Source organism: Alcanivorax sp. HI0044, assembly GCF_001634945.1.
The window spans coordinates 1-370 of sequence record NZ_LWEZ01000846.1; the positions used below are offsets into that span (position 1 = coordinate 1).

Consider the following 370-nt stretch of genomic DNA (forward strand, 5'->3'; position numbering starts at 1 on the left):
ATGCCCCGCAGGGGGCGTGGATCTGGGCGGTGGCGTTGTTTGAGCAATTGGCGGACGGCCTGTCCACGGTGGCGCTGTTTGTGGTGATGATGGATTACTGCCGCGCCGGCCATGAAGGCAGTGACTATACCGTGCAAGCGTCCGTGCAACTGTTCGCGGTAGGGGCGTTCACGCTGGCCAGCGGTTTCAGTGTGGCCTGGCTGGGTTACGCGTCGCATTTCCTGCTGGCTGCGATTCTCAGTGCAGTCGTTATAATAGCTGCCTTTTTCTGGCAACCACCGGTGGTTGCCCATGCGCCACGAGGAGAGCCCTGATGTCACTGGATGCGCAACACCACCTTGATGCCACCGGCCTGCTATGCCCGGAGCCG

The 370-nt window shown here is 61.6% G+C and carries 1 pseudogene; it reads left to right on the plus strand.

The features are described from left to right. Nucleotides 1–314: pseudogene (locus tag A3730_RS31470) on the plus strand (MFS transporter); the annotation flags it as partial. Nucleotides 315–370 lie beyond the last annotated feature (56 nt).